The following is a 24,238-nucleotide window of genomic DNA, read 5'->3' as shown; positions in this document are numbered from 1 at the left end:
ACCACGTTACGACGTGCGACCGACGGTCACGCCACGGAGATGCCGGTCACGGCCCGGACGTGCAGGTCACGCCCCGGAGGAGCCGGTCCCGCCGCGCTCGGCGGCCAGGGTCGCCGCCTCGTCGCGCAGGTCGCGGCGCAGCTCCTTGGGCAGCGAGAAGGTGATGGACTCCTCGGCGGCCTTGACGATCTCCACGTCTCCGTAGCCGCGCTCGCCGAGCCACTCCAGGACCTGCTCGACCAGCACCTCGGGGACGGAGGCGCCGGAGGTGACACCGACGGTCGTCACGCCCTCCAGCCAGGCCTCGTCGATCTCGTCGGCGAAGTCCACCAGGTAGGCGGCGCGGGAACCGGCGAGCTTGGCGACCTCGACCAGCCGCTTGGAGTTCGAGGAGTTGCGCGAGCCGACCACGATGACCAGTTCGGCCTCGGCGCCCATCTGCTTCACGGCGAGCTGGCGGTTCTGCGTGGCGTAGCAGATGTCGTCGCTCGGCGGGGAGACGAGGCCCGGGAACTTCGTCTTCAGGGCGTCGACGGTCTCCATGGTCTCGTCCACGGACAGGGTGGTCTGGGACAGCCAGACGACCTTGGAGGGGTCGCGGACCTCGACCTTGGCGACGTCCTCGGGGCCGTCGACGAGCTGGATGTGCTCGGGGGCCTCGCCGGAGGTGCCGATGACCTCCTCGTGGCCCTCGTGCCCGATCAGGAGGATGTCGTAGTCCTCCTTGGCGTACCGCACGGCCTCCTTGTGGACCTTGGTGACCAGCGGGCAGGTCGCGTCGATCGTGGCCAGCCGGCCTCGCTCGGCCTCCTCGTGCACGACCGGGGCGACGCCGTGCGCGGAGAACATCACGATGTTGCCGGGCGGCACCTCCTCCGTCCGCTCGACGAAGACGGCGCCCTTCCTCTCCAGGGTCTGCACGACGTACTTGTTGTGGACGATCTCGTGCCGGACGTAGATCGGGGCCCCGTACTGCTCCAGGGCCTTCTCGACGGCGATCACGGCGCGGTCGACACCGGCGCAGTAGCCCCGGGGGGCGGCGAGCAGGACACGGCGGCCAGACGAAGCGGTCATGGGACCCATCGTAAGGGTGTGTTCACGGGCTCCGGGATCGCGTGCCCGCGCGGCCGGTCCTACGGGTCCCGCGCGGGCGCGCGTGCGGGCGGGGCCTTTTGTCGGTGCCCGCCGTTACGCTCGCGGCATGGCTGTGAACACGTCGCCCGAGACGCCTCTGCCCGTCGGTGAGGTCTCGCGGCTCATCGGGAGGTGGATCGACCGGCTGGGCGCGGTGTGGGTCGAGGGGCAGATCACGCAGCTCTCGCGGCGGCCGGGCGCCGGGGTGGTGTTCCTGACCCTGCGGGACCCCTCGCACGACATCTCGGTCAGCGTGACGTGCTACCGGCAGGTGTTCGACGCCGTGGCCGACGTGGTCGGTGAGGGCGCCCGGGTCGTCGTCCTGGCGAAGCCGGAGTGGTACGCGCCGCGCGGGCAGCTCTCGCTGCGGGCCGCCGAGATACGGCCCGTGGGCGTCGGTGAGCTGCTGGCCCGGCTGGAGCGGCTCAAGAAGGCGCTGGCGGCCGAGGGGCTGTTCGCGCCGGAGCGCAAGAAGCCGCTGCCGTTCCTGCCGCAGCTCATCGGGCTGGTCTGCGGGCGGGCCTCCGCCGCGGAGCGGGACGTGCTGGAGAACGCCCGGCACCGCTGGCCCGCCGTCCGCTTCGAGGTGCGCAACGTGGCCGTGCAGGGTGTGCACGCCGTTCCGCAGGTCGTGCAGGCGGTCAAGGAGCTGGACGGGCTGGACGACGTGGACGTCATCGTCGTGGCCCGCGGCGGCGGCAGCGTGGAGGACCTGCTGCCCTTCTCCGACGAGCAGCTCGTGCGCGCGGTGGCCCAGTGCCGTACGCCCGTGGTGTCCGCCATCGGGCACGAGCCGGACAACCCGCTGCTGGACCACGTGGCCGACCTGCGCGCCTCCACCCCGACCGACGCCGCCAAGAAGGTCGTGCCGGACGTGGGCGAGGAGTTCGAGCGGGTGCGGATGCTGCGGGACCGGGCCCGGCGGTGCGTGTCGGCGGCCGTGGAGCGGGAGGAACGGGGGCTGGCGCACGCGCTGGCGCGGCCCGCGATGGAGGATCCGCACCGGATGGTCGACGAGCGCGCCGACCATGTGGCGTCGCTGCTGGACCGCGGCCGGCGCACGCTCGGTCACCTCCTGGACCGTGCCGACTCCGAGCTGACGCACACGCACGCGCGCGTGGTGGCCCTGTCCCCGGCCGCCACCCTCAGGCGTGGCTACGCGGTGCTGCAGCGGGCGGACGGGCACGTGGTGCGCGACCCGGAGGAAGTGACCGGGGGCGAGGTGCTGCGGGCGCGGGTCGCCGAGGGCGAGTTCGGTGTCCGCGTCGATGCCGATGTCGATGTCTAGGGTGGGTGGATGACCAGCAAGGTGGACGAGGCGCTGTCGTACGAGCAGGCCCGGGACGAGTTGATCGAGGTCGTACGGCGGCTGGAGACGGGCGGTACGACGCTCGAGGAGTCCCTGGCGCTGTGGGAGCGGGGCGAGGAGCTGGCCAAGGTGTGCCGGCGCTGGCTGGAGGGGGCGCGGGCCCGGCTGGACGCGGCCCTGGCCGAGGAGACCGAGGAGGAGGACGCCGAGTAGGGCGTCGGGACGGCACGCGGCGCTGTGCCGGGTGTCACCACGCCATCGGTTTGGTTGAAGGTTGAACTTTGCCGTAGGGTCGTACGCGTCAGCCGGCCCGGCACCCCGGACCGGACGCGAACCCGAGGAAGTCACGCATGTCTCTCGTTCTTGACCCCGCCGCCCAGGACCTGCTGTTCCGCGAGGCCCGCACCGCGAACACCTTCACCGACGAGCCGGTGACCGAGGAGCAGGTCCAGGCGATCTACGACCTGGTCAAGTACGGCCCCACCGCCTTCAACCAGACCCCGCTGCGCATCACCCTGGTCCGCTCCCCCGAGGCCCGCGAGCGCCTGGTGAAGCACATGTCCGAGGGCAACCAGGCCAAGACCGCCGCCGCCCCGCTGGTCGCGATCCTCTCCGCGGACAACGAGTTCCACGAGGAGCTGCCGGCCCTGTTCCCGGCCTTCCCGCAGGCCAAGGACCTCTTCTTCGCCGAGCGCCCGGTCCGCGAGGGCTCCGCCGCGATGAACGCCGCCCTCCAGGCCGGCTACTTCATCGTCGGCGTCCGCGCCGCCGGCCTCGCCGCCGGCCCGATGACCGGCTTCGACTTCGAGGGCGTCCGCAAGGAGTTCCTGGACGACGACCACACCCCGCTGATGGTCGTCAACATCGGCCGGCCGGGCCCGGACGCCTGGTACCCGCGCTCGCCGCGCCTGGCGTACGAGGACGTCATCACGACCGTCTGACCTCCCGAGCACGCGAAGAGGCCCCCGGCAGCACCGGGGGCCTCTTCGCGTGCTCGGGCAGGGCGCTCAGGACATCCTCAGGGCCGCCGCCATCTTCGTCAGCCGGTCGAAGGGGGCCGTGCCGGCCACCACCGTGGTGGAGCCGGGAGTGTCCTCCAGGACCAGGGCGTCGTAGCGGCCGCCGGTGTACCGCGTCCACGTACGGTCGCCGATCCGCTCGGTCCGCTTCGTCGCCTTCGAGCCCTGGCTGGCCTGGTGGATGAAGTCGGACCGCTTCTGAGCCGACTGCTCGACCTGTACGTACTGACCCTCGGGATCCTGGAAGCCCAGGTGCCAGCGGTCGGAGTTCTCGCCCTGGAAGCGCACCGAGGTCGCCTTCCAGGCACCGGGCAGGCCCTCGGGGGCGGCCACCGGGTAGCTCGCGGCACGACGCGCCGTCTCCAGCTCGACCCGGTAGTCGACCCGCTTGATGTCGGGAGCGTGATCGTCGTGCGGGACGAAGACGTAGATGACCGCCGCCGCGATCCCGATGAGGCCCAGGGAGAGGATCATGTCCCGGACCGTCTTCTGCTTGCCGTTGGTACCTGCCACGCCCTCTATCGTCGCAGGTGCCGGGGGCGCTCATCCGTGGGGTCCCCTGCTCATTTTGTCCGCTCAACGATAGAGTCGGGACCAACACCCTCATCCGGCCGTCGTCGTATCAGAAAGGTGCGCTCCGATGACCGAGAATCATCATCTGCCGTCCGAGCTCGATGTGCCCTCCGAGGCACCCGACCGCAACCTCGCCCTGGAGCTCGTCCGGGTGACCGAAGCCGCCGCCATGGCCGCCGGCCGCTGGGTCGGGCGGGGCGACAAGAACGGCGCCGACGGCGCCGCGGTGCGCGCCATGCGAACCCTCGTCTCGACCGTCTCGATGAACGGCGTCGTCGTCATCGGTGAGGGCGAGAAGGACGAGGCCCCGATGCTCTTCAACGGGGAGCACGTGGGCGACGGCACCGGCCCCGAGGTGGACATCGCCGTCGACCCGATCGACGGCACCACCCTCACCGCCAAGGGCATGCCCAACGCGATCGCGGTCCTCGCCGCCGCCGAGCGCGGGGCCATGTTCGACCCGTCCGCCGTGTTCTACATGGACAAGCTGGTCACCGGCCCCGAGGCCGCCGACTTCGTCGACATCAACGCGCCCGTGTCGGTCAACATCCGCCGGGTCGCCAAGGCCAAGCGCCGCACGCCCGAGGACGTCACGGTCGTCATCCTCGACCGGCCCCGGCACGAAGGCATCATCAAGGAGATCCGCGACACCGGCGCGCGCATCAAGCTGATCTCCGACGGTGACGTCGCCGGCTCCATCCTCGCCCTGCGCGAGGGCACCGGCATCGACCTGCTGCTCGGTATCGGCGGCACCCCGGAGGGCATCATCTCGGCCTGCGCCGTGAAATGCCTCGGCGGGACCATCCAGGGCAAGCTGTGGCCCAAGGACGACGAGGAGCGCGCGCGGGCCGTCGACGCCGGGCACGACCTGGACCGCGTTCTGACCACGGAGGACCTGGTCACCGGCGAGAACGTGTTCTTCGTCGCCACCGGCATCACCGACGGCGAACTGATGCGCGGGGTGCGGTACCGGTCGGAGACCGCCACCACCGACTCCATCGTGATGCGGTCGAAGTCCGGCACCGTGCGGCGGATCGACTCCGAGCACCGGCTGAGCAAGCTGCGGGCCTACAGCGCGATCGACTTCGACCGGGCGAAGTGACCCGACCCGGGTGAGCCCCGCTCCCCCGCGAACCGGTGGGCGCCCTCTGTGCGGAGAGGGCGCCCGTTCCCACAGCTAGCCGGCTATGCGGTCCGCCGTCGCCCGTGCCGCCTTCTTCAGCTCCACCTCGCGCCGACGGCGGCGCGCCAGCACCACACGGCGTTCGGCCGCCGTCAAGCCGCCCCAGACGCCGTACGGCTCGGGCTGGAGCAGAGCGTGCTCGCGGCACTCGACCATGACGGGGCAGCGCGCGCAGACGCGCTTGGCCGCCTCCTCGCGGGACAGCCGGGCGGCCGTCGGCTCCTTGGACGGGGCGAAGAACAGGCCGGCCTCGTCACGCCGGCACACCGCCTCGGTGTGCCAGGGGGCGTCTTGGTCCCTGTCTCGCACTGGCACCCGCTGGGCCGGAACGGCAGCGACCTGCAGGGACGAATGCGGCGGTTGCAGCACGGTCTACTCCTGACGACGGCTTCGCGAGCGAGCGACGATGCAGCAAGGCCTACCCGCTGTGCGCGCGCCTATGCACAGCGTTCCCAACCGCGGGCGCACGCCGTCCTGTTCACGCCCCCACGCCCCCGCCGCCGGCCGGACGGCACGCTTCCGGCCGCGGCGGATGCGCGGGCGTCAGCGGTCCAGGTGTTTGCGCAGCTTCCGGTCGACCTTGTTCTGGACACGGTCGAGGATGTCCGCCACCAGCCTGCCGCGCTTGGGCCGCGCCTCCACGTTGCCGAGAACGGCCCAGCCGTCGACGTAGATCACGGGCGCCTCCGGCTCGGCCGAATCGAGCGGAGCCACCTCGAAGTTGCCCAGCACACCGCCCCCCGTGCCGCGCAGCGAGACGTTCTCCGGCACGCGGATCTGCACGTCACCGAAGACCGAGACGGCCTTGATGACGACCTGCTGGTACTCGAAGATCGCCTCGCTCAGGTCGATCTCGACGCTGCCGAACACCGCGTAGACGTGCAGCCGGCGCCCGGCCCGCCAGCGCCCCCGCCGCATGACGCTGCTGAAGACGGCCACCACATTGGCGTCCGCCTCGGTCGGTATCGCGCCGGGAGCCGGACGGGGCGGCACCGAAGCGTGGGCGGGCGCCGCGGGCCCGTGATGGGCCGCGGGAAGGTCGCGGATGAAGACCTCCAGCTCGCCGACCGTCTTGGCGTGCAGCACCCCCTCCACGCGCTCGGCGTGCTCGTCCGCGGTCAGCCTGCCCTCGGCCAGGGCCTCGCGGAGGATGTCGGCGACGCGGTCGCGGTCGGCGTCCGAGGCGCGCAGGTCGGCGGGGGCCAGGGCCCCTTCCCGGGCTTGGGCGTGCTTCTGAAGGTCCACGGCAGCAGCGTACCGAAACGCGATAGATCGCGACTAGGGGTGTGGACGACCCCGGGCGTGTCGAACTGAGCCCCACCTCACAGGTTCCGCGCCGATGGCAGGTTCTACGCTGGTGGGGCCCGCCAACGTCGGCGGGCAGCCGTCCGTCAGAGTGAGGAATGGGCTGAGATGCCTGAGTTCGCGTACACCGATCTGCTTCCCCAGGGCGAGGACACCACCCCGTACCGGCTGGTGACCTCGGAAGGCGTGTCCACCGTCGAGGGGCCGGACGGGCGGACGTTCCTCAAGGTGGAGCCGGAGGCGCTGCGCAAGCTCGCCGAAGAGGCCATCCACGACATCCAGCACTACCTGCGCCCGGCCCACCTCGCCCAGCTGCGCCGCATCATCGACGACCCCGAGGCCTCGAGCAACGACAAGTTCGTCGCCCTGGACCTGCTGAAGAACGCGAACATCGCGGCGGCCGGCGTGCTCCCGATGTGCCAGGACACCGGCACCGCGATCGTCATGGGCAAGCGCGGCCAGAACGTCCTCACCGAGGGCCAGGACGAGAAGGCCCTCTCCCACGGCATCTACGACGCCTACACGAAGCTGAACCTGCGCTACTCGCAGATGGCTCCGCTCACCATGTGGGAGGAGAAGAACACCGGCTCCAACCTCCCCGCGCAGATCGAGCTGTACGCCACCGACGGCGGCGCCTACAAGTTCCTCTTCATGGCCAAGGGCGGCGGCTCCGCCAACAAGTCCTTCCTCTACCAGGAGACGAAGGCCGTCCTGAACGAGGCCTCCATGATGAAGTTCCTGGAGGAGAAGATCCGCTCGCTCGGCACGGCCGCCTGCCCGCCGTACCACCTGGCGATCGTCGTCGGCGGCACGAGCGCCGAGTACGCGCTGAAGACCGCCAAGTACGCCTCCGCGCACTACCTGGACAACGTGCCGGCCGAGGGCTCGCCGCTCGGCCACGGCTTCCGGGACAAGGAGCTGGAGGACAAGGTCTTCGAGCTGACCCAGCGGATCGGCATCGGCGCGCAGTTCGGCGGCAAGTACTTCTGCCACGACGTGCGTGTGGTGCGGCTGCCGCGGCACGGCGCGTCCTGCCCGGTCGCGATCGCCGTCTCCTGCTCGGCGGACCGCCAGGCCGTCGCCAAGATCACCGCCGAGGGCGTCTTCCTGGAGCAGCTCGAGACGGACCCGGCGCGGTTCCTGCCGGAGACCACGGACGAGCACCTGGAGCAGGACGGGGACGTCGTCACCATCGACCTGAACCAGCCGATGGACGAGATCCTCGCCGAGCTGACCAAGTACCCGGTCAAGACGCGGCTCTCCCTCACCGGCCCGCTGGTCGTCGCCCGCGACATCGCGCACGCCAAGATCAAGGAGCGGCTGGACGCGGGCGAGGACATGCCGCAGTACCTGAAGGACCATCCGGTGTACTACGCGGGCCCGGCGAAGACGCCCGAGGGCTACGCGTCCGGCTCCTTCGGCCCGACGACGGCCGGCCGCATGGACTCCTACGTGGCGCAGTTCCAGGCGGCGGGCGGCTCCAAGGTGATGCTCGCCAAGGGCAACCGCAGCAAGCAGGTCACCGACGCGTGCGACGCGCACGGCGGCTTCTACCTCGGCTCCATCGGCGGCCCGGCCGCCCGCCTCGCCCAGGACTGCATCAAGAAGGTCGAGGTGCTGGAGTACGAGGAGCTGGGAATGGAGGCCGTCTGGAAGATCGAGGTGGAGGACTTCCCGGCGTTCATCGTCGTCGACGACAAGGGCAACGACTTCTTCCAGGACCCGGCTCCGCAGCCGACGTTCACCAGCATCCCGGTGCGGGGGCCGGGCCTGGGCTGATCCGGCGGCGACACCCGTGGAGAGCCCCTGGCGCGTCGCCGGGGGCTCTGCCGTTCTCCCGGCACGGGACGACCGCGTCGAGATCCGGGATCACCGCGTCAGGAGGGTCGGCGAACCGGACTCGCCGTGGAGCAGCGCCGCCCCCGCGGCCGTGACCGGGCCGCGAGTCAGTGCGGCACGCAGCCGAACCAGTTCACCGTGGCGCCGTCGGCGGTGAAGCCCATGCACCTGATGGTCCTGTCGTGCAGCTTCTCGGTCCGGTCGACCGGGCCGTTCAGATAGTCCGTCGTGTGGTGGGCCTCCACCAGGTCGTCGACCTCGACGCGGTACCAGCGGCGTTCGCCGGACGGCAGGCTGCATCCGTGGGCCGTCAGATTGCGGCTGGGGTCGCCGCTCCAGATGGGCCGTTCGGCGCGGTCGCAGTGGACTCTGCCCGCGGCGCCGGCGGTGCCGGCTCCCGCGCCCAGCAGGGTCGCCGCGCCTATGGACACCGCCGTGATGGCGCCGAGCAGACCCTTGGGAGTGAGATGCATCGATCGGTCCTCCTGCCAGCCGTGGTACGGCGGGAATCACCCACCGCCTTGGGCTGATAGTCACACTTATCCGTGATGTCCCGCCCGGCGGCCGGGAGCCAGGTCCCCCGACCCGGTGACGCCGGTGGTGCCAATGGACCCACGGTCCGGAACAACCACCGCGCCCCGTTCGCTGACAAGGGCATGAGCAACTACCGCATCGAGCACGACTCCATGGGTGAGGTCCGGGTGCCCGCCCATGCCAAGTGGCGGGCGCAGACGCAGCGTGCCGTCGAGAACTTCCCGGTGTCCGGGCAGCGGATCGAGCGGGCGCACATCGAGGCGCTGGCGCGGATCAAGGGCGCCGCGGCGAAGGTGAACGCCGGACTGGGCGTGCTGGACAAGGACGTCGCGGAGGCGATCCAGGAGGCGGCCCGGGAGGTCGCCGAGGGGAAGTGGGACGAGCACTTCCCGGTGGACGTGTTCCAGACCGGGTCCGGGACCTCGTCCAACATGAACACCAACGAGGTCATCGCCACCCTGGCCGGTGAGCGGCTCGGCCGGGACGTGCACCCCAACGACCACGTCAACGCCTCGCAGTCCTCGAATGACGTCTTCCCCTCGTCCCTGCACATCGCCGCCACCGCCGCCGTCACGCACGACCTGATCCCGGCGCTGGAGCACCTCGCCGCCGCCCTCGGGCGCAAGGCCGAGGAGTTCGCGGACGTCGTCAAGGCCGGGCGGACGCATCTGATGGACGCGACGCCGGTGACCCTGGGGCAGGAGTTCGGCGGGTACGCGGCCCAGGTGCGGTACGGCGTGGAGCGGCTGCGGGCCTCGCTGCCCCGGCTGGCGGAGCTGCCGCTGGGCGGGACGGCGGTCGGCACCGGGATCAACACGCCGCCCGGGTTCTCCGCCGCGGTGATCGAGGAGGTCGCCCGGGCCACCGGGCTGCCGCTGACCGAGGCCCGGGACCACTTCGAGGCGCAGGGCGCCCGGGACGCGGTGGTGGAGACCAGCGGGCAGCTGCGGACCATCGCGGTGGGGCTGACGAAGATCGCGAACGATCTGCGCTGGATGGCGTCCGGGCCGCGCACCGGGCTGGCCGAGATCCGGCTTCCCGATCTGCAGCCGGGCTCCTCGATCATGCCGGGGAAGGTCAACCCGGTCATCCCGGAGGCCGTGCTCATGGTCGCCGCCCAGGTGATCGGCAACGACGCGACCATCGCCTCCGCCGGCGCCGCCGGGAACTTCGAGCTGAACGTGATGCTCCCGGTCATGGCCAAGAACGTGCTGGAGTCGGTACGGCTGCTCGCGAACGTCTCCCGGCTGCTGGCCGACCGGACCGTGGACGGCGTCACCGCGGACCGTGAACGGGCCCGCGAGTACGCCGAGTCCTCGCCCTCGGTGGTGACGCCGCTGAACAAGTACATCGGCTACGAGGAGGCCGCGAAGGTCGCGAAGAGGTCGCTGGCCGAGCGCAGGACCATCCGCGAGGTCGTGCTGGAGGGCGGCTACGTGGAGCGCGGCGACCTCACGCTGGAGCAGCTCGACGAGGCGCTGGACGTCCTGCGGATGACACGGCCGTGACGACCGGCCCCGCCGCGTAGAACCGTGACGCGTACCGCAGCGTCGTATGTGTACGGCACCTAATATCTGTTCATGGCGGACAACGGAGCGGTGAGACGAGTGGCGGCGGGGCCTGCGACCTACTGGACGCCCGGGAGCCAGATCCTGTGGCGGTACCGGGAGAACGCCGGCGCGCGCTTCCACATCGCGCGGCCCGTCACCGTGGTCCGGGACGACGCGGAACTGCTCGCCGTGTGGATGGCGCCCGGTACCGAGTGCGTGAAGCCGGTGATCGCCGACGGTACGCCGGTGCACGTGGAGCCGCTGGAGACCCGCTACACCAGGCCGCGTTCGGTGCAGCGGGACCGGTGGTTCGGCACGGGTGTGCTGAAGCTGGCGCGGCCCGCCGAGCCCTGGTCGGTGTGGCTGTTCTGGGACCCGGGCTGGCAGTTCAAGAACTGGTACGTCAACCTTGAGCATCCGCTGACCCGTTGGGCGGGCGGAGTGGACTCCGAGGATCACTTCCTGGACATCTCCGTCCATCCGGACCGCAGTTGGCACTGGCGGGACGAGGACGAGTTCGCGCAGGCTCAGCGGGACGGGCTGATGGACGAGGGGACCGCCGAGCGGGTGCGGGCGGCCGGCCGGGCCGCGGTGGAGGTGATCGACGCCTGGGGTCCGCCGTTCTCCGACGGCTGGCAGCACTGGCGCCCTGATCCGTCCTGGGCGGTACCGTCACTCCCCGAGGACTGGGACCGTACGCCCGCGCACGTGTCCTCATGAGACCCTTGATGCGCCCCCGGCCCACAACCGTAGGATCGTCCTCCGCAAGAATCCGCAAGGCAACTACCGGGGCGCGAGCCGGGTCTGACCAGACGTCACCGAGGGGCGGCAGGAGTGAGCGAGGGGTACGAGGGCAAGACCACGGCGGGCCCGGCAGGGTTCACCGGCGGCACAGGCACGACCTCTGACCACGCGGGAATTCCGTTCCTGGGGCACGTATTCCGGGTATCGGACTTTCGGCGGGACCATGTGCGCGCCCGGCGCGCAGCCCCGGACGGATGGATTCGACGCGCGTGACGGAGCACCCCACGTCCTACGAACGCCCGCAGTCGGGCGTCGACCCCGCGGAGTCCCGCGGGGCGCTCCTGCGTACCCCGGAGCAGCCCGGCAGTCCGGCCTTACCGGCACGGGCCCTGGCCGACGGACCGCCCTCCGCACCGGGGGCCACCGCGCCCCGCGGCAAGGGGAACAAGGGGAAGGAGCCCCCAGTCAACGGCCCCGAGCACTCCCAGCCCGCCACCGCGCCGACGGACACGGGTCGCCCGCGTCCGGTGCCGGAGGCCATTCCGCCGCAGCCGGGCGCCGAGCAGGAGCGGGGGCCCGGCGGCCCGGACCGCCGTACCGGGCGGGGGCTGCCACCGGGGCGGCCGATGCCGATGCGGCGCGACGGGGACCGGCTCAGGTTCGTGGGCGCGGCGACCCGGCGGATCGCGCGCGGCCTCGATCTGGACGAGATCGTGATGGGGCTGTGCCGGGCCACCGTGCCGACGTTCTCCGACGCGATCCTGGTCTATCTGCGCGATCCGCTGCCGGTGGGTGACGAGCGCCCGACCGGTCCTGTGGTGCTGCGGCTGCGCCGTACGGACCGGATTCCGGACGAGCGGGACACGGAGGGTCTGGCGCTGCCGCCGTTTCCGGAGCCGGAGCCGGAGGCTTCGGCCCTCACCGAGCTGTCGTCGCTGACCACCGAGTTGTGCGAGGTGCGTCCCGGCGGTGCCCTGAACGAGGTGCTGCGCGGGGTGCGGCCGGTGTTCGCCGACGCTCCCGCGGCCCGGGCTGCGCTGCCCGAGCTGCTCGGCGAGGGCGGGGAGGCGGCGGTGCCGGGCGGACGGCACGCGATTCTCGCGCCGCTGCGCGGCCGGCGCCGGGTGATCGGCGCCGCGCTGTTCCTGCGGCGTCCGGAGCGGCCGGCGTTCGAGGCGGACGACCTGCTGGTGGCGGCGCAGCTGGCCACGCACAGCGCGCTCGGCATCGACAAGGCGGTGCTGTACGGCCGGGAGGCGTACATCGCCGACGAGTTGCAGCGCACCATGCTGCCGGAGACGCTGCCCCGGCCGACCGGGGTGCGGCTGGCGTCGCGTTATCTGCCGGCGGCGGAGACGGCGCGGGTGGGCGGCGACTGGTACGACGCGATTCCGCTGCCGGGCAGCCGGGTGGCGCTGGTGGTCGGTGATGTCATGGGGCACTCCATGACCTCGGCGGCGATCATGGGTCAATTGCGGACGACGGCGCAGACGCTGGCCGGTCTCGATCTGCCTCCGCAGGAGGTGCTGCACCATTTGGACGAGCAGGCGCAGCGGCTGGGCACCGACCGTATGGCGACCTGTCTGTACGCGGTGTACGACCCGGTGACGCATCGCATCACCATCGCCAACGCGGGTCATCCGCCGCCCGTGCTGCTGCATCTGGGCGGCCGGGCGGAGGTGCTGCGGGTGCCGCCGGGCGCGCCGATCGGTGTGGGCGGGGTGGATTTCGAGGCGGTGGAGCTGGACGCGCCGGCCGGGGCCACGCTGCTGCTGTACACCGACGGGCTGGTGGAGTCCCGGCTGCGGGACGTGTGGACCGGTATAGAGCAGTTGCGCGAGAAGCTCGCCGCGACCGCGCGGCTGACCGGGCCGGACCATCCGCCGCCGCTCGAGGCGCTGTGCGACGAGGTGCTGGACATGCTCGGCCCGGGTGACCGGGACGACGACATCGCGCTGCTCGCGGCCCGTTTCGACGGGATCGCGCCGAGCGATGTGGCGTACTGGACGCTGGAGCCGGAGGTCGCGGCGCCGCGTGAGGCGCGTCGGCTGGCGCGGCGGGCGCTGGCCCGGTGGGGTCTGGAGGAGCTGACGGATTCGGTGGAGCTGCTGGTCAGCGAGGTGGTCACGAACGCCGTGCGCTACGCCACCCGTCCGGTGACGCTGCGTCTGCTGCGCACGGAGGTGCTGCGCTGCGAGGTCGGCGACGACGTGCCCCAGTTGCCGCGGCTGTGCCAGGCGCGGGCCACGGACGAGGGCGGCCGCGGGCTGTACCTGGTCAACAGGCTGGCCCGGCGCTGGGGCGCGACGCGGCTGAGCACCGGCAAGGTGGTCTGGTTCGAGCTGAACCGGGTGTGAGTACACGGCAGGAGGGGCGCCCGGGTCGGTCCGGGCGCCCCTCCTGTCGTGTGCCTACTGGCCGAAGTCGTCGGCCGGGTCGAGCGGATCCTCCGAGACGGGTGCCGACGGCGGTCCGCTGGACGGGCTCTGGGACGGCGACTGGGAGGGTGACTGGCTCGGCGACCTCGACGGGGTCTGGGACGGCGTCTGCGACGGCGACTCGGACACCGGCGGTTCGCTGCTCGGTGAGCTGGACGGGGTGTCGGACGGCGACTCGCTGACCGTCGGGGTGTCCGTCGGCTCGACGGCCGCGCCCTGGGTGGTGTCCAGGTCGAACGCGGACTCGTCGGTGACGCCGAAGGTGTAGGCCGCCCAGATCTCCGCCGGCGGGCCGCCGCCGTTGACCCGGCCGCCGCCCATGGCGCCGCTGAGCGTGACGTGGTCGTTCTTCTTGACCGGCTTGCCGTCGCAGCCGGTGCCGCCGGACTTGGCCGCCTCGCCGAACAGGCCGACGGAGGTGACGAGGTCGGGGGTGTAGCCGGTGAACCAGGCGGAGCGGTTGCAGTCGGAGGTACCGGTCTTGCCCGCGACCTGCTGGCCGTTGCGCAGCGGATTGCTCGCCACGGACGTGCGGGCGGTGCCGTCGTCGACCACGCCGGTGAGCACCGAGGTCACGCTGTCGGCGACCGTGCGGCTGATCACCTGGTCGCCGATGGCGTCGGGCATCTCGACCGAGCGGCCCTTGTTCTCGGCCGACTTGACGATGCTGGGCGTCACTTCACGGCCGTGGTTGTCGAAGGTGGCGTAGATGCCGGCCATCTCCAGCGGGCTGGCGCCCATGGAGCCCAGGGTCTGCGCGGGCACGGCCTGCATGCCCTCGGTGTCCATGCCGAGCTGTTTGGCGGTGCGCATGACCTGGTCCATGCCCACGTCGACGCCCATCTGGGCGAAGACGGAGTTGACGGACTGGTTCATCGCCTGCTGGACGGTGATGGGCCCGTAGTTGCGGTTGTCCTCGTTGGGCGGTGCGAAGCCGACCTTGGCGCCGTGGTCGACGGCCTGGCGGCGGCTGGTGCCGTCGTAGACCGTGTTCGCGGCGATCGGCTTGCCTTCCTGCGTGGTGGCGTTCTGCGCCAGCGCCGCGGCGAGGATGATCGGCTTGAACGTGGACGCGGGCTGGTAGTCCCGGCGGGTGGCGTTGCTGGTCCAGTGGTCGAAGTAGTTCTCGCCGCCGTACATCGCGACGATCCTGCCGGTCTTCGGGTCGACCGACACGGCGCCGGCCTGGACGTCGTTGTCGACCTTGCGCTTCTTCGGTTCCAGCTTGCCGGTCAGCCGCTCCTTGACCGCCTTCTCCAGCGCGGCCTGCTTCTTGCGGCTGACGTTCAGGGTGATGGTCCAGCCCTGGCTGTCGACCTTGGCCGCCGCGTCGGACCTGGACAGGCCCTCGTCGCGCATCAGCTTCTGGGCGAGCTGGGCGTTGGCGAGCGTGACCAGGTAGCCCTTCTGGCCCTCCATGCCCGGGGCGCCCTTGGGTTCCTTGGGCACCGGGAACGTCATGGCGTCGCGCTTGGCCTTGGGCAGCCAGTTCTCCTCGACCATGTTGTCCAGGACGTAGTTCCAGCGTGCCTTGACCAGCCGCTTGCCGGTGGGGGTCGCGGCCGCCCAGTCGTACTGGCTGGGTGCCTGGAGCAGGGCGGCGAGGTAGGCGCCCTGCTGCACGTTGAGGTCCTGGGCGTCGACGCGGTAGTAGGCCTGGGCGGCGGCCTGGATGCCGTAGGCGTTGCGGCCGTAGTAGGAGGTGTTGATGTAGCCGGCGAGGATGGCGTCCTTGGACTTCTCGCGCTCCACCTTGAGCGAGATGACCAGTTCCTTCAGCTTGCGCGAGACGGTCTGGTCCTGGTTCAGGTAGTAGTTCTTGACGTACTGCTGGGTGATCGTGGAGCCGCCCTGTTTGCCCCGCCCGGACAGGGTGTTGATCAGGCCTCGGGCGGTGCCCTTGAGGTCCACTCCGGGGTCGGTGTAGAAGGACTTGTTCTCGGCCGCCACGAAGGTCCGCTGGACGCCCTTGGGCACCTTGTCCAGGTCCACGATCTCGCGGTTGACCTTGCCGTCGCGGGCCAGGATGCTGCCGTCGCTGTACTTGTAGACGTTGCTCTGCCGCTGGGCGGCGATGTTGCCGACTGGCACGTCGACCGCCATGTACAGCGCGATGAAGGCGCCGATGGACAGCAGGCACAGTCCGAAGAACGTGCCGAGGATCCTCTTCCAGGTGAACAGCCTGCGTATTCGGCCCTTGGCGGGCTTGCCGCCGGGCGCCGCCGCCGCGGATTCGGCCGTGGGCTGTGAGCGGTGGCGCGTGGGCGCCGCGCGGCGACCACCACGCTGTCGCGCTCGTCTCTCTTCCGCTCGTCCCATGAGTCCTACGCTCCCGCTTCCGTCTCAGTGGTCAGCTCCGAAAGCTAACACCCGTCTATATGACAAAGGGCGTCCGATCCGCTCTTTTACGGACGTGAGAATCAGCACCCACCTCAAGGGAACCGACGACTGACACTGGCGTCGGGTTGCCCGAAAGCCTAAAGTGATATCACTTAGCTAGAAGGAAGCTAGACGTCCGGGGAGTCCGGACGTCTTCGAGAACGGGGGACCCTCCATGTCCGCACACGACACGTCCGGGCTCGACACGGCCGCGGCCGCCGACATACCCGAGATGCCCGCGCCGCGCGTGCGCGAGTTCCAGGCCCACAGCATCGGCGGCGGTCTCGCCCTGCTCCTCGGCCTGCTGGGGCTCGCCGCGGCCGCGGCCCTGTTCGCGGCCGCCTCGGCGGTGACCGCGGACGGCACCAAGGGCGGGCTCGTCGTCTGCGGTGTGCTCGTCCTCCTCGCCGCGGTGATCGCGATGCGCGGCCTGAACACGGTCGCGCCCGGCGAGGCCCGCGTGGTCCAGCTCTTCGGCCGCTACCGGGGCACGATCCGGCAGGACGGCCTGCGCTGGGTGAACCCCTTCACCTCACGCACCCGCATCTCGACCCGCGTGCGCAACCACGAGACCGCCGTACTGAAGGTCAACGACGCCTACGGCAACCCGATCGAGCTGGCCGCGGTCGTGGTCTGGAAGGTCCAGGACACCGCGCAGGCCACGTTCGAGGTGGACGACTACGCCGAGTTCGTCGCCACCCAGACCGAGACGGCCGTACGGCACATCGCCATCGAGTACCCCTACGACGCCCACGAGGAGGACGGCCTCTCGCTGCGCGGCAACGCCGAGGAGATCACCGAGAAGCTGGCCGTCGAACTCCAGGCGCGGGTGGAGGCGGCCGGGGTGCGGGTCATCGAGTCGCGCTTCACGCATCTCGCGTACGCTCCCGAGATCGCCTCGGCGATGCTCCAGCGCCAGCAGGCCGGCGCGGTCGTCGCGGCCCGGCGGCAGATCGTGGACGGCGCGGTCGGCATGGTGGAGGCGGCGCTCTCCCGGATCGCGGAGCAGGACATCGTGGAGCTGGACGAGGAACGGAAGGCGGCGATGGTGTCCAACCTGATGGTGGTGCTGTGCGGGGACCGTGCACCGCAGCCCGTGCTCAACACCGGGACCCTCTACCAGTGACGGATCCGTCGGAGGAGACGCCCAGGCGACGGCCCCAGCAGCGCAAGCAGGTGCTGCTGAGGCTGGACCCCTCCGTGTACGACGCCCTCGCGCGCTGGGCGGGGGACGAACTGCGGTCGGCCAACGCGCAGATCGAGTTCCTGCTGCGCAAGGCGCTGTCGGAGGCGGGACGCCTGCCGCGGGACACCGGTCCGCTGCCCCGCCGCGGACGGCCGCCGGGCGGTCCGGCCGCCGGGCCGCCGGCGCCCTGAGGACGGACGCGCCCCGGCCGGCCCGCCCCCGCGCACAGGGGGGCGGGCCGCTGTCGTTACCGAACCAGGACAATCGGCTCCCACCTGCGCCGCGACACTGCCCGCCAGGCACTGGACACTCCGCGTATACACCCGACGTATACACCGTGTGTAGAGTGCTCGCATGTCCATCGGTCACACCCTCCTAGGACTCCTGGAGTCCGGCCCCCGACACGGCTACGACCTGAAGCGGGCCTTTGACGAGAAGTTCGGTCACGACCGGCCGCTGCACTACGGCCAGGTCTACTCGACGATGTCCCGGCTGCTGAAGAACGGGCTGGTGGAAGTCGACGGGATCGAGTCGGGTGGCGGGCCCGAGCGCAAGCGGTACGCCATCACCGACGCCGGCGTCACCGACGTCGAGCAGTGGCTCGCGACCCCGGAGAAGCCGGAGGAGTACCTCCAGTCGACCCTCTACACCAAGGTCGTCCTCGCGCTGCTGACCCACCGGGACGCGGCGGACATCCTGGACACCCAGCGTGCCGAGCACCTGCGCAGCATGCGCATCCTCACCGACCGCAAGCGCAAGGGCGACCTCGCGGACCAGCTCATCTGCGACCACGCCCTGTTCCACCTGGAGGCCGACCTGCGCTGGCTGGAACTGACCGCCGCCCGGCTGGACAAGCTCCGTGCGGAGGTGGCCCGGTGACCCCTCCCCCCGGCTCCCTGCTCGCCGCCGAGGACCTGCGCAAGGCCTACGGCCCGACGCTCGCCCTGGACGGCGCCGCGTTCTCCATCCACCCCGGCGAGGTCGTCGCGGTGATGGGCCCCTCCGGGTCCGGCAAGTCCACGCTGCTGCACTGCCTCGCCGGGATCGTGCCGCCCGACTCGGGCTCGATCACGTACGCCGGGCGGGAGCTCGCCACCATGAGCGACGTCGAGCGCAGCGCGCTGCGCCGCAGCGACTTCGGATTCGTGTTCCAGTTCGGGCAGTTGGTGCCGGAGCTGACCTGCGTGGAGAACGTGGCGCTTCCGCTGCGGCTGAACGGCACCTCCCGCAAGGAGGCCGAACGGGCCGCGCTGGGCTGGATGGAGAGGCTCGAGGTGGACGACCTCAGGGGCAAGCGGCCCGGCGAGGTCTCCGGCGGTCAGGGGCAGCGGGTCGCGGTGGCCCGGGCGCTGGTCACCGGCCCCCGGGTGCTGTTCGCCGACGAGCCGACCGGCGCGCTGGACTCCCTCAACGGGGAGCGCGTGATGGAGCTGCTCACCGACGCGGCCCGCTCCACCAACGCGGCCGTGGTGCTGGTCACGCACGAGGCCCGGGTGGCCGCGTACTCGGACCGCGAGATCGTCGTGCGCGACGGCAGGTCCCGGGACATGGAGCGGGCCATATGAAGCCCCGGACGGGGGACCTCCCGCGCGAGCGGAGCCGGGCGCGGGGGACGTTCAGGGATCTCACCATGGGCGCCCGGTTCGCCGTCACCGGCGGGCGTGAGGGCTGGGTCCGGATGACACTGACGGCGGTCGGCGTCGGTCTGGGCGTCGCCCTGCTGCTGCTGACCACCGCGCTGCCGAACGTGTTCACCGCCCGCCACCGGGTCGAGGAGGCCCGCTACGACTACACGTTCTCCAGCACCACCCGCCCCAGGGCCGACAACACCGTGCTGGTCGCCGCGACCGACACCCAGTGGCACTCGAAGAACGTCCGGGGCCGGCTCCTCGAACCCGAGGGCTCGCGGGCGCCGCTGCCGCCCGGCCTCGGGCGCTTCCCGGCCAAGGGCGAGATGGTCGTCTCCCCCGCCCTGCGGGAACTGCTCGCCTCGGACGGCGCCCGGCTGCTGCGCGAGCGGCTGCCCTACCGGGTCGTCGGGACGATCGGCGAGAGCGGGCTGATCGGCTCGCAGGAGCTGGCCTACTACGCGGGCGCCAGGGGCCTGGACCCCGACGCGGGCGGCGGCGTACGGGTGGACCGGCTGGTCCGCTTCGGCGATCCGCACCCGACCACCGAGAAAACCGACCCGGTGCTGCTGCTGATGGTGCTGGTCGTGTTCGTGGTGCTGCTGATGCCGGTCGCCGTGTTCATCGCCGCGGCCGTGCGCTTCGGTGGCGAGCGGCGCGACCGCCGGCTGGCCGCGCTGCGGCTGGTGGGCTCCGACAGTGGCATGACCCGGCGGATCGCCGCGGGCGAGGCACTGGCCGGAGCCCTGCTCGGCCTGGCCGTCGGTACGGTCTTCTTCCTGATCGGACGCCAGATCGCGGGCTCGGTGGAGGTGCTGGGCGAGAGTGTGTTCCCCGGCTACCTCGACCCCTCCCCCGCGCTCGTCGCGCTGGTCGCGGTCGCGGTGCCGGCGTCCGCGGTGCTGGTGACACTGCTCGCGATGCGCGGGGTGGTCGTGGAGCCGCTCGGCGTGGTGCGGACGGCCAGGCCGGCCCGGCGCCGCCTGTGGTGGCGGCTGCTGCTGCCGCTGGCGGGCCTGGCGCTGCTGTATCCGATGGTCGGCAAGGGCCGGGACAACGGCGGCTTCAACCAGTACCTGGTGACCGGCGGCGTCCTGCTGCTGCTGGTCGGCGTGACCGCGCTGCTGCCGTGGTTCGTGGAGCGGGTCGTCGCCCGGCTCGGCGCCGGTCCGGTCTCCTGGCAACTGGCGGTCCGGCGGCTGCAGTTGAGCAGCGGTACGGCGGCCCGCATGGTCAACGGCATCGCGGTGGCGGTGGCCGGCGCGATCGCGCTGCAGATGCTGTTCGCGGGCGTGCAGAGCCAGTACACCAAGGACACCGGCCGGGACCCGGGCCGGGCGTCGATGGAGGTCACGCTGCCGGACAGCGGGAACGCCACCGCCGTCGGCGAGGCGTTCCGGCGGACCGAGGGCGTGCGGGTGTCGGTGGTGCTGTCCAGCACGTCCGCCGGGGACAAGCGCCGGGAGCCGGAGAACCTGATCGACCTCACGGTCGGTGACTGCGCCGCCCTGCGGGAGGTGGCCCGGCTGTCCTCCTGCCGGGACGGTGACGTGTTCAAGCTGCGCAACCCGCACTACGACGCCGCGTACAACGCCTCCGTCGGAGCCGTCGTACGGCCCGGCCGGGAGCTCTACCTCGACCCGGGCTACTCCGACGAACCCGGCCTTCAGGTGCCCTGGAAGCTGCCGGCCGGTCTCCGGCAGGTGCCCTACCGCGAGGACTCGCTGCAGAGCGCGGCCAACGGCCTGCTGGTCACGCCGTCCGCGCTGCCCGCGAAGGCGCGGCCCGCGCTGCGCGGCCACGTCTTCGTCCGCACCGACGAGTCCGTGCCGGACGCGGCGGAGCACGTGCGCAACACGGCCGCCCGGGTGGACGCGGCCGCGGACGTGTTCACCTGGACGGCGACCGAGGAGTCCACGAAGTACACCTCGCTGCGCACTGGCCTGTTCGTCGGCGCGGTCTGCGTGCTGGCGCTGATCGGCGCAAGCCTGCTGGTCTCGCAGCTGGAGCAGCTCCGCGAGCGGCGCAAGCTGCTGTCCTCGCTGGTCGCCTTCGGCACCCGGCGCCGCACGCTGGGCCTGTCGGTGCTGTGGCAGACGGCGGTCCCGATCGTCCTCGGGCTGCTGCTGTCCTCGGTGGTCGGCCTGACCCTCGGCGCGGTGCTGCTGAAGATGACGGCGACCCCGGTGACGGTCGACTGGGCGAGCGTGCTGTCCATGACCGGTGCCGGCGCCGCGGTGGTGCTCGCGGTGACCCTGCTCAGCCTGCCGCCCCTGCTGAGGCTGATGCGGCCGGACGGGCTGCGCACCGAGTAGGCGCACCGAGTGCCCGTGCGGGGCGCCGCCGGGCCCCCGGCAGGGCGGTCAGGCGTCCAGCACCCGCACGGGCAGGGGCCGCAGCTCCTCGCGCAGGGCCGCCGCCAGTTCCTCGTACTCCGCTCCCCTGGCGGCGCCGGTGCGCATGGCGAAGGCGATCCGGCGGCTGGGGGCGGGGGCGGCGAAGTAGCCGGTCAGGAGCCGGCTGCCGCGGGTCGTCTCGACCTTCAGGGCCGTGCGCGGCAGCAGGGTGCAGCCGAGGCCGCCCGCGACGAGCTGCACCAGGGTGGACAGCCCGGCGGCCGTGGTGGTGACCGGCGCGTCCTCCCGCCCGGCCTCCCGGCAGATGTCCAGGGCCTGGTCGCGCAGGCAGTGGCCCTCGTCCAGCAGCAGCAGGTTGAGTTCGCGCAGCGCCTCGCGGGGGATGCCGTCGCGGCCGCCGAGCCGGTGGTCGGGCGGGGTGACGAGCGCGAAGTCCTCGTCGAACAGCGGAAGTTCGCTCACGCCGGGGACACCGAGCGGGACGGCCAGCAACAGCAGGTCGAGGCGGCCGGACTGCAGGCCCTCGACGAGGCTGGCGGTCTGCTCCTCGTGCACCTGGAGGTCGAGGTGCGGGTACCGCTCGTGGACCAGGCCCAGCACGGTGGGCAGCAGATACGGCGCGACGGTCGGGATCACCCCGAGCCGCAGCACGCCGGTGAACGGCGCCCGGACCGCCTCGGCCTCCTGAAGCAGCGCCCCGACCTCGTCCAGCACCGCCCTCGCCCGTACCGCCAGCCGCTCACCCGCGGGCGAGAGCAGTACCTTGCGGGTCGTACGCTCGAGGAGGGTCACCCCCAGGATCTCCTCCAGCGCCGAGACCGCGCCGGACAGGGCGGGCTGGCTCATCCCGATCGCCGCGGCCGCGTCCCGGAAGTGCAGATGCTCGGCCACGGCCGCGAAGGCACGGAGCTGGGACAGGCTGGGCTGGCGCCGCTTGCCGCTCGCGCTACTGACGGTCACTGATAGATACCTCCGATCAACACGACCGAGTGTAGCTATTTCTCGCATCAATGCACCCTGTGCCAACATCGACAAAGTCCAACCCATGGGTAGTGCCCGCGATCCGGGCGCTGCCTCGCTGCAAGGAGAGCGTGTGCTCACTGTCGGTGACAAGTTCCCCGAGTTCGAACTGACCGCCTGCGTCTCGCTGGAGAAGGGCGCGGAGTTCGACACGATCAACCACAAGACCTACGAGGGCAAGTGGAAGATCGTCTTCGCCTGGCCCAAGGACTTCACCTTCGTGTGCCCGACCGAGATCGCCGCGTTCGGCAAGCTGAACGACGAGTTCGCCGACCGCGACGCCCAGATCCTCGGCTTCTCCGGTGACTCCGAGTTCGTCCACCACGCCTGGCGCAAGGACCACGACGACCTGCGTGACCTGCCCTTCCCGATGATGGCCGACTCCAAGCACGAGCTGATGCGCGAGCTGGGCATCGAGGGCGAGGACGGCTTCGCCAAGCGCGCCGTCTTCATCGTCGACCAGAACAACGAGATCCAGTTCTCCATGGTGACCGCCGGTTCCGTCGGCCGTAACCCCAAGGAGGTCCTGCGGGTCCTCGACGCCCTGCAGACGGACGAGCTGTGCCCCTGCAACTGGAGCAAGGGCGACGAGACGCTCGACCCGGTCGCGCTGCTGGCCGGTGAGTGACCCATGTCGCTCGACTCGCTGAAGTCCCGCGTCCCGGACTACGCCAAGGACCTGAAGCTCAACCTGGGTTCGGTCATCGGCAACTCCGACCTGCCCGCCCAGCAGCTGTGGGGCACGGTGCTGGCGACCGCCATCGCCTCGCGTTCCCCGATCGTGCTGCGTGAGCTGGAGCCGGAGGCGAAGGCGAACCTGTCGCCGGAGGCGTACACGGCCGCCAAGGCCGCCGCCGCGGTGATGGCGATGAACAACGTCTTCTACCGCACCCGGCACCTGCTGTCCGACCACGAGTACGGCACCCTGCGCGCCGGTCTGCGGATGAACGTCATCGGCAACCCGGGCGTGGAGAAGGTCGACTTCGAGCTGTGGTCGTTCGCGGTCTCCGCGATCAACGGCTGCGGCATGTGCCTCGACTCGCACGAGCAGGTGCTGCGCAAGGCCGGCGTCGAGCGCGACGTCGTCCAGGAGGCGTTCAAGATCGCGTCCGTGGTCCAGGCCGTCGGCGTGACCCTCGACGCCGAGGCGGCCCTGGCCGAGGCGGCCGAGTAACCGCTTCGGAACATCACGGCCCCCGCCCATCCGATGGGCGGGGGCCGTCGTGCGTCCGGCGATGTGACAAGAACTACTCCCTCCGCTCCGGGCCGGAAACCATGAGTGAACACGCCGCCGAACGATGCCCGGTTCACCCCTCCATGCGAAGAAGCTCCGCACGCCCAGAGTCATAACGGAATTCAAATCTCCACTTTGCTTCCGAATTACTTTCGACAGTCGCAAAGAGGATCTGATTAGCTCCCCGGGACCACATTTATGCCGCCGACCGCTTTTCCGGCGGCAGCTCAAATGCAGCTCAAATGCATTCCATGGGGGAACGCATGTCCATTCGAATCCGTGCCTCGGCGAGGACCGCGGTCGCCGCGGCCGCGGCCGGCCTGGGCCTCCTCGGCGTGACCGCGCCGCAGGTCGCCGCCGCCGACCGGCCGGTACCCGCCGTCTCCGTCAAGGCCGACCGGCACACGACCGCGATCGCCGCGGCGCAGCCCACCGCCGCCGCCGCGGGCGCCACCGTCTGCGGTACGGGATACAAGCTCTACAAGGCGGACATCCTGCCCGACGAGTCCCGCAAGGCGACTCTCTTCGTCTACGTCAAGGGCAGTAACCCCGCGAGCAACGACGCTCCCACCTGCGCCATCCTCGACAACAACATGTCGGGCGCGAAGTGGATGAAGATCAAGCTCTGCTCGAACTACACGGCGGAGGGCTGTGCGAGCGACGCGGGCACCTACTCCGAGTACGCCGGCCCCGTCTACCGCAACCACGGCGGCTGCGGCACGGTCACCTCGCTGATGAAGACCAGCTCCAGCTCGAGCACGTACATCGTCAACAACGTCCAGGACAGCACCAACTGCAACTAGCAG

23 protein-coding genes are annotated in these 24,238 nt (G+C 71.2%); 16 read left to right on the top strand and 7 right to left on the bottom strand.

The window, feature by feature from the left end; translation table 11 throughout:
* Positions 1-66: 66 nt before the first annotated feature.
* A complete protein-coding gene (locus tag ABZ478_RS05315) occupies positions 67-1,083 on the bottom strand; it encodes a 4-hydroxy-3-methylbut-2-enyl diphosphate reductase (RefSeq protein ID WP_359545517.1) in 1,017 nt (338 codons plus the stop codon).
* A gap of 118 nt (positions 1,084-1,201) precedes the next feature.
* Between ABZ478_RS05315 and xseA the strand changes: the two genes are divergently transcribed.
* The 3 genes from xseA (at position 1,202) to ABZ478_RS05300 (ending at position 3,384) form a co-directional block, all read left to right on the top strand.
* A complete protein-coding gene (gene xseA, locus ABZ478_RS05310; RefSeq protein ID WP_359545516.1) occupies positions 1,202-2,422 on the top strand; it encodes an exodeoxyribonuclease VII large subunit in 1,221 nt (406 codons plus the stop codon).
* A 9-nt stretch (positions 2,423-2,431) separates the two neighbouring features.
* Positions 2,432-2,656: an exodeoxyribonuclease VII small subunit gene (locus ABZ478_RS05305; protein ID WP_358927429.1), complete on the top strand. Its 225-nt coding sequence runs from the start codon at positions 2,432-2,434 to the stop codon at positions 2,654-2,656.
* Positions 2,657-2,793: 137 nt separating this feature from the next.
* Complete coding sequence (locus tag ABZ478_RS05300) at positions 2,794-3,384, top strand: malonic semialdehyde reductase (protein WP_359545514.1); 591 nt, start codon at positions 2,794-2,796, stop codon at positions 3,382-3,384.
* Between the two features lie 66 nt (positions 3,385-3,450).
* Here the strand turns inward: ABZ478_RS05300 and ABZ478_RS05295 are convergent, their stop codons facing one another.
* On the bottom strand, positions 3,451-3,975 hold the full coding sequence (locus ABZ478_RS05295) for a DUF4245 domain-containing protein (RefSeq protein ID WP_359545512.1): 525 nt from the start codon (positions 3,973-3,975) through the stop codon (positions 3,451-3,453).
* A 127-nt stretch (positions 3,976-4,102) separates the two neighbouring features.
* Between ABZ478_RS05295 and glpX the strand changes: the two genes are divergently transcribed.
* Positions 4,103-5,137: a class II fructose-bisphosphatase gene (gene glpX, locus ABZ478_RS05290; RefSeq protein ID WP_143627361.1), complete on the top strand. Its 1,035-nt coding sequence runs from the start codon at positions 4,103-4,105 to the stop codon at positions 5,135-5,137.
* A 75-nt stretch (positions 5,138-5,212) separates the two neighbouring features.
* Here glpX and ABZ478_RS05285 read toward each other — a convergent pair whose 3' ends face one another.
* Positions 5,213-5,587, bottom strand: a complete 375-nt coding sequence (locus tag ABZ478_RS05285; protein ID WP_358927426.1) for a WhiB family transcriptional regulator — start codon at positions 5,585-5,587, stop codon at positions 5,213-5,215.
* Between the two features lie 174 nt (positions 5,588-5,761).
* Positions 5,762-6,463, bottom strand: coding sequence for a DUF1707 domain-containing protein (locus tag ABZ478_RS05280; RefSeq protein WP_359545511.1), 702 nt, complete (start codon positions 6,461-6,463; stop codon positions 5,762-5,764).
* A gap of 168 nt (positions 6,464-6,631) precedes the next feature.
* Between ABZ478_RS05280 and ABZ478_RS05275 the strand changes: the two genes are divergently transcribed.
* Positions 6,632-8,302, top strand: a complete 1,671-nt coding sequence (locus tag ABZ478_RS05275) for a fumarate hydratase (RefSeq protein WP_359545509.1) — start codon at positions 6,632-6,634, stop codon at positions 8,300-8,302.
* Between the two features lie 167 nt (positions 8,303-8,469).
* Here the strand turns inward: ABZ478_RS05275 and ABZ478_RS05270 are convergent, their stop codons facing one another.
* Positions 8,470-8,835 carry a hypothetical protein gene (locus ABZ478_RS05270; protein ID WP_359545507.1) on the bottom strand — a complete coding sequence of 122 codons (366 nt, stop codon included), beginning with the start codon at positions 8,833-8,835 and terminating at the stop codon, positions 8,470-8,472.
* 183 nt (positions 8,836-9,018) lie between these two features.
* On the opposite strand from ABZ478_RS05270, the gene ABZ478_RS05265 reads away from it, so the two are divergent.
* The 3 genes from ABZ478_RS05265 to ABZ478_RS05255 all read left to right on the top strand — a co-directional run bounded on the left by ABZ478_RS05265 (position 9,019) and on the right by ABZ478_RS05255 (position 13,547).
* Positions 9,019-10,404 (top strand): class II fumarate hydratase, encoded by a 1,386-nt coding sequence (locus ABZ478_RS05265; protein ID WP_359545506.1) that lies wholly within the window; start codon positions 9,019-9,021, stop codon positions 10,402-10,404.
* Between the two features lie 72 nt (positions 10,405-10,476).
* Complete coding sequence (locus tag ABZ478_RS05260; protein ID WP_359545505.1) at positions 10,477-11,166, top strand: DUF402 domain-containing protein; 690 nt, start codon at positions 10,477-10,479, stop codon at positions 11,164-11,166.
* Positions 11,167-11,459: 293 nt separating this feature from the next.
* Positions 11,460-13,547, top strand: coding sequence for a SpoIIE family protein phosphatase (locus tag ABZ478_RS05255; RefSeq protein ID WP_359545503.1), 2,088 nt, complete (start codon positions 11,460-11,462; stop codon positions 13,545-13,547).
* 54 nt (positions 13,548-13,601) lie between these two features.
* Here ABZ478_RS05255 and ABZ478_RS05250 read toward each other — a convergent pair whose 3' ends face one another.
* Positions 13,602-15,947: a transglycosylase domain-containing protein gene (locus tag ABZ478_RS05250; protein WP_359545501.1), complete on the bottom strand. Its 2,346-nt coding sequence runs from the start codon at positions 15,945-15,947 to the stop codon at positions 13,602-13,604.
* 235 nt (positions 15,948-16,182) lie between these two features.
* On the opposite strand from ABZ478_RS05250, the gene ABZ478_RS05245 reads away from it, so the two are divergent.
* From ABZ478_RS05245 to ABZ478_RS05225, 5 genes are all read left to right on the top strand, one after another.
* Positions 16,183-17,133, top strand: coding sequence for an SPFH domain-containing protein (locus ABZ478_RS05245; RefSeq protein WP_359545500.1), 951 nt, complete (start codon positions 16,183-16,185; stop codon positions 17,131-17,133).
* Complete coding sequence (locus tag ABZ478_RS05240) at positions 17,130-17,384, top strand: hypothetical protein (RefSeq protein WP_359545499.1); 255 nt, start codon at positions 17,130-17,132, stop codon at positions 17,382-17,384. The genes ABZ478_RS05245 and ABZ478_RS05240 overlap by 4 nt, the downstream gene beginning before the upstream one ends.
* A gap of 163 nt (positions 17,385-17,547) precedes the next feature.
* On the top strand, positions 17,548-18,072 hold the full coding sequence (locus ABZ478_RS05235; protein ID WP_358927417.1) for a PadR family transcriptional regulator: 525 nt from the start codon (positions 17,548-17,550) through the stop codon (positions 18,070-18,072).
* Positions 18,069-18,758, top strand: a complete 690-nt coding sequence (locus ABZ478_RS05230) for an ABC transporter ATP-binding protein (RefSeq protein ID WP_358927416.1) — start codon at positions 18,069-18,071, stop codon at positions 18,756-18,758. The genes ABZ478_RS05235 and ABZ478_RS05230 overlap by 4 nt, the downstream gene beginning before the upstream one ends.
* Entirely contained in the window at positions 18,755-21,136 is a 2,382-nt protein-coding gene (locus ABZ478_RS05225; protein WP_359545498.1) for an FtsX-like permease family protein, read from the top strand. Before ABZ478_RS05230 ends, ABZ478_RS05225 begins: the two co-directional genes overlap by 4 nt.
* A gap of 48 nt (positions 21,137-21,184) precedes the next feature.
* Here the strand turns inward: ABZ478_RS05225 and ABZ478_RS05220 are convergent, their stop codons facing one another.
* The gene (locus tag ABZ478_RS05220; protein ID WP_359545497.1) at positions 21,185-22,138 is read right to left on the bottom strand and encodes a LysR substrate-binding domain-containing protein; all 954 of its coding nucleotides are present in this window, start codon (positions 22,136-22,138) and stop codon (positions 21,185-21,187) included.
* A gap of 133 nt (positions 22,139-22,271) precedes the next feature.
* Here ABZ478_RS05220 and ABZ478_RS05215 point away from each other — a divergent pair, with 133 nt between their 5' ends.
* The 3 genes from ABZ478_RS05215 (at position 22,272) to ABZ478_RS05205 (ending at position 24,235) form a co-directional block, all read left to right on the top strand.
* A complete protein-coding gene (locus tag ABZ478_RS05215) occupies positions 22,272-22,826 on the top strand; it encodes a peroxiredoxin (RefSeq protein ID WP_359545496.1) in 555 nt (184 codons plus the stop codon).
* Positions 22,827-22,829: 3 nt separating this feature from the next.
* Positions 22,830-23,372, top strand: coding sequence for an alkyl hydroperoxide reductase (locus ABZ478_RS05210; protein ID WP_358927412.1), 543 nt, complete (start codon positions 22,830-22,832; stop codon positions 23,370-23,372).
* Positions 23,373-23,695: 323 nt separating this feature from the next.
* Positions 23,696-24,235: a hypothetical protein gene (locus ABZ478_RS05205; protein ID WP_359545494.1), complete on the top strand. Its 540-nt coding sequence runs from the start codon at positions 23,696-23,698 to the stop codon at positions 24,233-24,235.
* The last annotated feature ends 3 nt before the right edge of the window (positions 24,236-24,238 follow it).

The sequence above is a fragment of the Streptomyces sp. NPDC005706 genome (genome assembly GCF_040631045.1).
In the GTDB taxonomy this organism is placed as follows: Bacteria; Actinomycetota; Actinomycetes; order Streptomycetales; family Streptomycetaceae; genus Streptomyces.
This window is presented reverse-complemented; position numbering and strand designations above follow the sequence as displayed.